Source organism: Microcystis sp. CS-574, from assembly GCF_028329095.1.
Taxonomy (GTDB): domain Bacteria; phylum Cyanobacteriota; class Cyanobacteriia; order Cyanobacteriales; family Microcystaceae; genus Microcystis; species Microcystis ichthyoblabe_A.
Genome location: NZ_JAQMSY010000237.1, coordinates 1 through 10,045, shown reverse-complemented (window position 1 = coordinate 10,045; position 10,045 = coordinate 1). Strand labels below are relative to the sequence as shown.

The following is a 10,045-nucleotide window of genomic DNA, read 5'->3' as shown; positions in this document are numbered from 1 at the left end:
TATTAATACTTTAACCAAAACGACCGCTAACATAATCTCTAGTGGACTCTTGAGCGGGATTTTGAAAGATAACCTCGGTGCGATCATATTCCACTAAATAACCCACTTTACCACCTTTTGGGGTCGGTTCAGCATTATAAAAAGCCGTTAAATCAGAAACCCGCGACGCTTGTTGCATATTGTGGGTGACAATAACTATAGTATATTGGGTTTTCAATTCGTGAATTAATTCCTCAATTTTTAGGGTAGAAATTGGATCGAGTGCCGCACAGGGTTCATCCATTAAAACAACTTCCGGTTTAACCGCAATAGCGCGAGCAATACATAACCTTTGTTGTTGTCCTCCCGATAAAGCTAAACCACTTTCCTTGAGTTTATCTTTAACATCATCCCAGAGAACGGCTTTTTTTAAAGATTCCTCTACTAATTGATCCATATCACCGATGTAACCATTTAAGCGCGCCCCAAAAGCGATATTTTCATAGATAGATTTGGGGAAAGGATTCGGTTTCTGAAAAACCATACCGATGCGACTGCGTAACCCGATAGGATTAACGGAATTACCATAAATATCTTGACCCCGAAAGGTAACTTTTCCCTCAATTTTGGCACTTTTAACTAGATCATTCATGCGATTAAAACAGCGCAAAACCGTACTTTTTCCGCAGCCAGAAGGACCGATAAAAGCGATCGCTTTTTTCTCGGGAATATCAAGGTTAACATCACGAACAGCGAGATTAGAACCGTAGTAAACGTTTAAGTTTTTGGTTCTCAAAACTGCATCGGTGACAACATCGCTACTATACATAATCTTTAAAGGAATAGGTGTTGGGGAAAAGGGAGAAGGGAGAGGGAAAGAGGGAAGAAAAAAGCTGATAACTGATAACTGATAACTGATTTAGCCAAAACGTCCACTAACATAATCTTTAGTTGCTTGTTCTTGAGGATCACCGAAGATTTTGTCCGTATGATCAAACTCGACTAAATAACCAATTTTGCCACCTTTATCGGTGGGTTCAGCGTTATAAAAAGCCGTTAAATCCGCTACTCTAGTAGCTTGTTGCATATTGTGAGTAACAATAATAATTGTATAACGTTCTTTTAATTCGTGCATTAATTCCTCAACTTTTAAAGTTGAAATTGGATCCAGTGCCGAACAGGGTTCATCCATTAATAATACTTCTGGTTGAGCGGCAATAGCGCGAGCAATACATAATCTTTGTTGTTGTCCCCCCGATAGGGAAAAACCGCTTTCTTTTAGTTTATCTTTTACTTCTTCCCAGAGAGCTGCCCGACGCAGGGAAGTTTCTACTAATTCATCTAAATCGCCTTTATAACCATTTAATCGCGCTCCGTAAACCACATTATCATAGATGGATTTGGGAAAAGGATTAGGGCGCTGGAACACCATACCGATATATTTTCTGACTTCGACAGGATCTACCTCTTGAGAGTAAATATCTTGGTTATGATAAAAAACTTTGCCGTCAATACGAAAACCGTGAATTAAATCATTGAGACGATTAAAACACCTGAGAATGGTACTTTTTCCACAGCCAGAGGGTCCGATAAAAGCAGTGACTCTATTTTTGGGAATATCGATGGAAACATCTCGTACTGCCCGATAATTACCATAGTAAATATCAGCCTTATCGACCTTTAAAACGGTTCCTGTAGAATGGGGGTTAGAATTAGTTAGCATAAATTATTTGCCTTGAATTTGGCTAATTTAGGAATCAGAAAGATAGGTAGATTTTTACTTAAATATCCCTTTTTGCTTTTCACTTTTTCCTTGACTTAATAGGTTTTCTGGCGCGTGGCTAAACGGGATAAAATGTTAGTTACCAACACCAAAAGCACGAGAATTAAAGCACCTGCCCAAGCTAATTGCTGTTGAGGGGCAAAAGGGGCAGTAGCAAAGTTGAAAACTAGGACCGAAAGGGTGGCAATCGGTTCGAAGACACCCCGAGGCCAAAAGTTAGAGAATAATGCCGTAAAAATTAAGGAGGCGGTTTCCCCAGCAGCCCTAGCAATTGCTAAGGTTACACCGGTTAAAATAGCGGGAACTGCCGCAGGAAGGACGATTTTTAGGACGGTTTGGTAGTTATAGGCCCCTAAACCCATGGCTGCCCAGCGGATGTCTTGGGGAACGATTTTTAAAGCCTCATCGGTGGTTCTAATAATAGTCGGTAACATTAACACCGCTAAACCGATCGAACCAGCTAGGGCAGAAAAGCCTAAAAGGGCTGTTCCTTCGCCAAATAAGGGCGCAACTAACAAACCGAAGGCGAAAACCCCGACAATAATCGAAGGGACACCCGCTAAAACGTTGGTAGCAAAGCGCACACCCTGGGCAAGTTTGTTATCACCGCTAAATTCCGAGAGATAAACCGCCGCTAAAACGCCGATGGGAACTGCGATCGCTGTAGCCAGGGCAACGACGATAATTGTACCTAAAATGGCATTAGCGATGCCTCCTCCTCCTAAACCCGGCGGTGGCGGTAATTTAGTAAAGAGATTAGCGTTTAAACGACCCACCCCTTGCACAAAAACAAAGCCTAGGACGGCAAAGAGGGGAATCACGGTGACAGCTAAACATAAAGCCGAGAGAACGGTCATAATTGTCCCCAATAGCGATCGAGGACTACTCGGTTTCTTTTTGAGATTATTGCCTAAATTCGCACTATCCATATCAGTTATCAGTTATCAGTTATCAGTAAACAGTAATCAGTGAAGAGTGAACAGTAAACAGTAATCAGTAAACAGTGAACAGTAATCAGTGAACAGTGAAAAGACAGCAGTAAACTGCCATTTGATGATGAACACTTAATACTCAAAACTCAAAACTGATAACTGATGGCTTAATACTTAGCTTTGACGCGATTAACGATTAATTCGGCGAAGATATTGACTACTAGGGTCAAAACCAAGAGAACAAAACCTGCATACATGAGTGCCGATACTTGCATTCCCGATGCTTCGGCGAATTGGTTAGCCAATAAGGAAGCGATCGTGTTAGCGGGGGCGAGAATAGAGGCACTAATGCGGTTAGAATTGCCGATAATCATCGTTACTGCCATGGTTTCCCCTAAAGCACGCCCTAAAGCTAACATAATCCCCCCGACAATCCCGGAAAAAGCGGCAGGAATTAAGACTCGAAAAATCGTTTCCCAACGGGTGGCCCCCAAACCTAGGGAAGCTTGTCGCAAATCCGGCGGTAAAGCGGCCAAAGAGTCGCGAGAGATAGCGATAATAATCGGCAGGATCATAATTGCTAAAATTACCCCCGCCGGTAACATTCCAGGGCCCCCTAAAGGAGTACTAAACAGAGGAATCCAACTAAAATTAGCATTTAACCAGTTACCAGGGGGTCTGAGGATAGGAATCAATACAAAGATACCCCATAATCCGTAAACAACACTGGGAATAGCGGCCAAAAGTTGTACGAGAAAAACCAAAATTGTCCGCGCATTTAAGGGAATAAAATCTTCGCTTAAAAAAATGGCTGAACCGATACCGAGGGGAACAGCAATCAGGAGGGCAATCAGAGAACTAACGAGAGTTCCGTAGATAACCGGCAGAACTCCGAATTCTTCCCGACCGCGCACGGGATTCCAAGCGCTACTGGTCAAAAATCCCAGACCAAAGGTTTGAATCGCTGGTAGGGCCCGAATAAAAATAACTAGGGCAATTAGGAGCAAAATCAGCCCAATAGCGATGGCAAAGGCGGTGGTTAATCCAACAAAGCCTTTATCGAGGATTTTTTCCGATTCTGGACGTTCTTTAAAAGTTGAGTCGGGCGAAACTGTGGGCGCACTCATGATTAGGGTTTAAATCCAGCTAGTTTGAGGTAGCTAAGGTCGAAATTGGCCTTTCTACACTATTATTGTAACTTTGAATACATTTTTTCGGCGACTAATCCACCTTGATCGTGTAATCAGGATAGATGACATCGGCAGCGGCGGCTACTCGTTCCCGAACGTTTTTCGGTAGGGGAATATAACCAAGGGGAGCTGCTTGTTCTTGTCCTTGGTTAAGTCCAAATTCAATCATCGCCTCCATTGCTAAAGCTTTTTGGGGATCGTTGTATTTTTTGTAAACCAACATCCAGGTATAGGTGACAATGGGATAGGAATTTTCTCCCGGCGGATCGATGATAAAAGCCCGCAGATTTTCGGGTAATTCCACCGTGGCTAAGGTGGCAGCGGCGTTGGTTTCATTGGGGATAACGAATTGACCGGCTTGGTTTTGTAAAACGGCCATGGGCAGGTTATTATTTTTAGCGAAACCGTACTCGATATAGCCGATCGAGCCTTGATTTTGTTGAATTAGGGCAGTTACACCCTCATTGCCTCTACCGCCAAGAAATTTACCTTTTTTGGTCGGCCATTGTACGGCTTTTCCTTCCCCGATGCTTTTTTTCCATTCGGGACTAACGGCGCTTAAAAACTTGGTAAAAACTCCCGTTGTTCCGCTACCGTCTGCCCGGTGAACTACGGTAATTTCTTCATCGGGTAGTTTTAAATCGGGGTTATCGGCGACAATTTTGGCATCGTTCCAACGGGTAATCGTGCCTAAAAAGATGCCTATATATGCTTCCCTACTTAGTTTCAGCCCTTCTACTCCGGGCAAATTATAAGCCATAACGATGCTTCCCGCCGTCATCGGTAGCAGTAAAACCCCGCGGCTAACTCTGGCCATATCCTCGTCACTCATGGCCACATCGGAAGCGCCAAAATCGATCGTACCTTGGACAAATTGTTCGACTCCCGCCCCGCTACCGGTAGATTGATAGTTAATTAGTAGTTTGGAAAATAGTTGATTAATGGTGACAAACCAGTTTTGATATAGGGGTGCAGGAAAAGAAGCACCCGCACCATTGAGGGCGATCTCTCCTTTTAGGGGAACCTGGGCGATTCTATTGCTTCCCTCTCCGCTGGTTCCCGCCGTATCGCCGCCACCACAAGCGGTTAAAGTCGCTGTTAGAGTCGCTAGGGATAAGGCTGTTAGTAAATTGGTCTTGTTTTTGTTGAGCATAGGATTAATTTTGATCCGTAAACTGCCTTAAATCTTACGCTAAAAGTTACCACTGCTTGGTAAAGAATAGGTTAAGAAGTGAATAAAAGAACGTAATGTATTGTCAATAAAAATTTTCTCGATAACTAGACAAAAATCTCAACTTCTTTTACCATTTATTTTGACTAAACATTAGTTTTAAGTCGCGGGTAAAGCAGCTAACTTTTCCTGTCTAGATAGGGGGTTTCTCTTTCCCTACCATTATAGTGACGTAAAAACAACAAAGAAAAGATTAAGGTTTTTAGCCATCATCCCTCAGCTTTTTTCTTCCCACTTCCCCACTGATAACTGAAAAGTCTCCCCAATACCCGTTTTTACTTTCTCCTTTTGACACCTATGCTAGAAATCTTTACTCAGCTATCTCGTCCGACCAAAGTAGTGGCAACCATACTAGGAACTGCTCTACTTTTACCCGCTTGTGCCAATATTAATCCTCAAGATCTAAAACCAATTAAAATCGATGGTTCGAGTACCGTAGCACCAATTACTGATAAAGTTCTCGAAGATTTTAAAGCTAATACCCCTAACAAAGCTTTGGCTGATGTTAAAATTGACGCTAATATTTCAGGAACTGGCGGCGGTTTTAGAAAATTTTGTGCGGGAGAAACAGATATTAATAATGCTTCTCGGCCGATTTCTGTGGAAGAATTAAAAGAATGTGATGCTAATAAGGTAAGATTTATCGAACTACCGATCGCTTTTGATGCTTTAACCGTGGTAGTCAATCCCAAAAATAACTGGGTTGATGATATTTCCACCACAGAATTAAGAACTATTTGGGAACCAGCGGCCGAGAATAAAATCAAACGTTGGAATCAAATTAATCCCGCTTGGCCCGACCAACCGATTACCCTTCACGGGCCGGGTAAAGATTCCGGAACCTACGATTTTTTTAGTGATGTAATTAACGGCAAAGATGCCAGTCGTGGGGACTTTAATTTTAGTGAAGATGACCAAGCTTTAGTTAATGCCGTCAGTCAAGATGCCAACGCTTTAGGCTATTTTGGCCATGCTTACTATGAACAAAATCGGGATAAATTAAAAGCTTTGAAAGTTAACGGTATTGAACCAACTCGCGGCAATGTCGAGGATAGTAAATATCAGCCTTTATCTCGTCCTTTGTTTATTTATGTTAATGCTCAAAAAGCCCAAGAGAATCCCGCTTTAGAGAAATTTGTTAAATATTATCTCGATCGAGTTCCTGATTTATTAGATAGTATTGGTTATATTCCCCTACCGGATGAGGCCTGTCATTTGGCACGGGTACAGTTGCAAAAATTTGAGGTAGGAACGGTTTTTAATGGCCGACCTCAACCCAATTTAACCATCGGGGAATTACTTCGCAAACAAGCTCAATTTGAAGCGAAGTAACGATTCCCATCTCATACTAAATCTCTTGAGTATAGCCTACATATCAGGAGAGGCAATAGGCAATAGGGGCAATAGATAGGCTCTTCTAGGTTCTGTGTGATAAGTTTAACTTACATAGGATCGATCTTTGTGTCCTCTGTGTCTGGAGTGGTTCCTTCTACTCCCTCGCCAGCAGGACTGTATCTTAGAATACATTTTACCCACCAAATCCAAGAGAGCCATAGATAATCAGTCTTTAACAACCGGATTTAGTATGAAAGGAAAATATATAAGGATTTTCCTACTCCTATCTGCCTCCTAACATAGCAAAAGGTTTGCCAATTTCACCCAACAGAGATACAGAAAAAAAAGAGGGGACAAACCCCCCATTCAGCGTATCAATAAACTTGTTAATTAACCCTTCGGTGTCGCCCCAAATTGCTCAATGAGGATAGAAGTTAACACCGATTTTAAGTCTTCACAGGGAATCCCTTTTTGTACACAACTTCCCAGGTGAGCATCTTTACCCACTTTACCCCCCATGTAGAGGTCAACTCCCTCCACGGTTTTGCCGTCTTTGCGAGCTTTTGTCCCCATCAAACCGATATCGGCCACTTGGGGTTGTCCGCAGGAGTTAGGGCAACCAGTCCAGTGCATACGCACACCCCGGGGGATATTTAATTCAGCATCTAACTGACGAATCAAGTCCACAGCCTTATTTTTGGTTTCAATCAGGGCAAAATTGCAGAATTGCGCCCCCGTACAGGAAACGAGCGCTCGTTGTAAAGGAGTGGGATTGGGGGTAAACTTAGCCAGTAAAGGCTCGGTTAAAAGAGTCGCCACATTTTCAGCCGCTATATTCGGGATAATCACGTTTTGTTCCACAGTTAAACGCAATTCTCCGCTGCCATACACTTCGGCAATCCGGGCTAAATCGAACATATCATCGGCAAATAGACGACCAACGGGAACACAAAGACCGATATAGCTCAATCCCTCCTGTTTTTGGGGAAAAACTCCTAAATGATCTCGTTTTTCCCAGTCAATTGCGTCTTTTTCCGCTGCCGTTGCCAAGGGATAACCTAACTGATTAGCCACCCGCGTGCGGAATTCCTCGATTCCCCACTCATCAATTAACCACATTAAACGGGATTTTTGACGATTGGCACGCAATCCGTTATCGCGGTAAACTTCTAAAATCCCTCGGCATAAATCCACCACCTCCTGATTCGGTCTCACCCAAACATTCATGGGAATTGCCGCTTCACAGCGTTTAGCCGAGAAAAAGCCACCTACCACGACATTAAAGCCTAATTCTCCCTCTTTATAGGCAGGAACAAAGGCAATATCGTTAATTTCCGCATGAACCGAGTTATCCCGGCCCCCCTCGATGGCAATATTAAATTTGCGGGGCAGATTGGTAAATTGATAATTACCTTGACCGCAGTTGGTAATCATATCTTGGACTTTTTGGACTAATTCCCTGGTGTCAATTAATTCATCTGCGTCTAGTCCCGCCATGGGTGAACCGGTAATATTTCTGACATTATCCATGCCCGATTGTACCGAAGTCATGCCCACGGATTTTAGTCGTTGGAAAATATCAGGAATATCTTCGATACGAATACCGCGTAATTGTAGGTTTTGACGAGTAGTAATATCGGCATTGCCATCATCACCGTAACGCTGCACGATTTCCCCTAAAACCCGCATTTGCTCACTGCTGAGAATGCCGTTAGGAACCCGCAAACGCATCATGAATTTACCCGGGGTGACAGGACGATAAAAAACCCCCACCCATTTTAAGCGATGTTCTAAATCGGTTTTATCCATCGCTTCCCAACCGATTTGGGCAAAATGATCTAGTTCATCTTTAATGGCTAATCCGTCTTTCTCGGCTTTAAATTTCTCGAATTTATTGAGAGTTGTTCCATCTTTTTCAGGTGCTTGTACCATGAATCTATCTCCTTCTGGTTTGTGGGTGTAATTGTTCTAGTTGGTGCGGGTTAGAAATGAAGAAATCGGGATTTAACAATAAGTATTCTGTAAAATACTGTCGTCATTAGCAAAAATTTAGTAATTTACCTAGTCTCTATTTGTTATTTAATTCTTTTTAACTTGGACAATTTTGTATTGTTTGTAACAGAAATCCTTTAACCATCGTGTTTAAGGATTTCTGTCATGCAGTAAGTGCATTGAGGTGGGGAAGTGGGGGGAAGGGAGCAGGGAATTGTCCTAAGCGAGAAACTTAACCAACTCCTCTAATTTTTGCCAAGCTAACCCACTGGCTAAAATCTCGCGAGCGAGGGCGAAACCAGCAGCATGATCGCCAAAAGTGACCTTTTCTGCCACCTGTAGGGCAAGAGCGGCATTAATCGCCACAGCATCCCGTTGAGCGGGCGTTCCCCCCCCTTGCAGAACATTTTTGAGGATTTCGGCATTTTCTGGCACTTCCCCGCCTTTAAGGGCATTTAAACTGGCTCTAGGGATAGAAATTGACAAGGGATCGATCGCCGCAGAAATCACCTCGCCATTATTTAATAAAGCCATATCGGTCAGATCTCCCAACCCCACCTCGTCGAGTTTTTCCCGGCCGTGAACAATAATCGCCTTGGGGGTTCCCATTTGTGCTAAAGCTGTGGCCATGGGGGTGAGAAATTGCTGGTCATAAACCCCAATAACTTGACCTGTGGGACGGAGAGGATTAACTAGAGGACCCAGAAGATTAAAAACCGTGCGAACTTTCAGGGTTTTGCGGAGATTAGCCACACTTTTCAGGGCCGGATGCCAACCGGGGGCAAAAAGAAAGGTCACTCCCACCCCATCTAAAGCCGCCGCCACTTTCTCGCTAGGGGCGCTTAAATTAACCCCAAGATATTCTAAAACATCGGCCGAACCGACTTTACTGGAGGCGGAGCGATTGCCGTGTTTAGCCACTTTTACGCCCCCGGCGGCCGCCACAAAAGCCACGGCAGTGGAAATATTAAAGGTTGAAGCCCCGTCACCGCCGGTGCCACAGGTATCGATAACGGGAGTAGTATGGGGTTTAGGGTCTTCTAAGCGAGATTGTTGCCGTAAAACTCCAGCCATTCCCGCTAATTCGGCGGCCGAGACTCCTTTTGCTTGCAAAGCCGCTAAAATCGCCCCCGATAAAACTTCCGGAATCTCGCCGTTTAACCATCCGGTCATTAATTCTTCAGCTTGGTTAAGGGAAAGGGATTTTTGATCGAGTAGTTGCTGCAGTAGGTTTGGCCAGTCTTGATTGGTCATCGCTGTTCCATTGGTGTGGGGATGGGGCGATATACTATCATAGCGGTTTGTCTGGAGAATCGATCGCTCCTAGTAAGTAGCTGGTTATAATTAAATTAAAAATGGATTTTAGGTTCGATCCCCCCTGCCCCCTTTGATAAGCTATCCATTAGTCACATCTTTCTTAACATAAAATTTGACAAAAAGAGAAAAGTGTGCAAGATGGCTCAAGGGGGTTCTATGGGGGGACCAATTTGATGAGATAGTTTCCAAGTCTGGCTGATATCATGTAACCTTCGCAGTCCCAACCAAATAGTTTTAACACCTGGTTCACCGTCACCTTTTCTACCTAAAAACCCCCCAAGAGAAG

General features: G+C 43.6%; 9 protein-coding genes. 1 reads left to right on the top strand and 8 read right to left on the bottom strand.

The window, feature by feature from the left end; all coding sequences use genetic code 11:
- Nucleotides 1-10: 10 nt before the first annotated feature.
- The 5 genes from pstB (PN470_RS19475) to pstS form a co-directional block, all read right to left on the bottom strand.
- Nucleotides 11-808: a phosphate ABC transporter ATP-binding protein PstB gene (gene pstB / locus PN470_RS19475; protein ID WP_002752590.1), complete on the bottom strand. Its 798-nt coding sequence runs from the start codon at nt 806-808 to the stop codon at nt 11-13.
- 90 nt (nt 809-898) lie between these two features.
- On the bottom strand, nt 899-1,702 hold the full coding sequence (pstB, locus tag PN470_RS19470) for a phosphate ABC transporter ATP-binding protein PstB (protein ID WP_002752588.1): 804 nt from the start codon (nt 1,700-1,702) through the stop codon (nt 899-901).
- A 95-nt stretch (nt 1,703-1,797) separates the two neighbouring features.
- A complete protein-coding gene (pstA, locus tag PN470_RS19465) occupies nt 1,798-2,691 on the bottom strand; it encodes a phosphate ABC transporter permease PstA (RefSeq protein WP_002732684.1) in 894 nt (297 codons plus the stop codon).
- Between the two features lie 170 nt (nt 2,692-2,861).
- A complete protein-coding gene (pstC, locus tag PN470_RS19460) occupies nt 2,862-3,821 on the bottom strand; it encodes a phosphate ABC transporter permease subunit PstC (RefSeq protein WP_002792335.1) in 960 nt (319 codons plus the stop codon).
- A 94-nt stretch (nt 3,822-3,915) separates the two neighbouring features.
- The gene (gene pstS, locus PN470_RS19455; protein WP_272104956.1) at nt 3,916-5,037 is read right to left on the bottom strand and encodes a phosphate ABC transporter substrate-binding protein PstS; all 1,122 of its coding nucleotides are present in this window, start codon (nt 5,035-5,037) and stop codon (nt 3,916-3,918) included.
- Nucleotides 5,038-5,412: 375 nt separating this feature from the next.
- Here pstS and PN470_RS19450 point away from each other — a divergent pair, with 375 nt between their 5' ends.
- The gene (locus tag PN470_RS19450; RefSeq protein ID WP_272104955.1) at nt 5,413-6,447 is read left to right on the top strand and encodes a PstS family phosphate ABC transporter substrate-binding protein; all 1,035 of its coding nucleotides are present in this window, start codon (nt 5,413-5,415) and stop codon (nt 6,445-6,447) included.
- 393 nt (nt 6,448-6,840) lie between these two features.
- Here the strand turns inward: PN470_RS19450 and PN470_RS19445 are convergent, their stop codons facing one another.
- The 3 genes from PN470_RS19445 to PN470_RS19435 form a co-directional block, all read right to left on the bottom strand.
- A complete protein-coding gene (locus tag PN470_RS19445) occupies nt 6,841-8,382 on the bottom strand; it encodes a ferredoxin--nitrite reductase (protein WP_271935079.1) in 1,542 nt (513 codons plus the stop codon).
- Between the two features lie 279 nt (nt 8,383-8,661).
- Nucleotides 8,662-9,696 carry an anthranilate phosphoribosyltransferase gene (gene trpD / locus PN470_RS19440; RefSeq protein WP_103113396.1) on the bottom strand — a complete coding sequence of 345 codons (1,035 nt, stop codon included), beginning with the start codon at nt 9,694-9,696 and terminating at the stop codon, nt 8,662-8,664.
- Nucleotides 9,697-9,902: 206 nt separating this feature from the next.
- On the bottom strand, nt 9,903-10,045 hold a 143-nt coding region (locus PN470_RS19435; protein WP_272104957.1), incomplete at its 5' end, for an IS4 family transposase.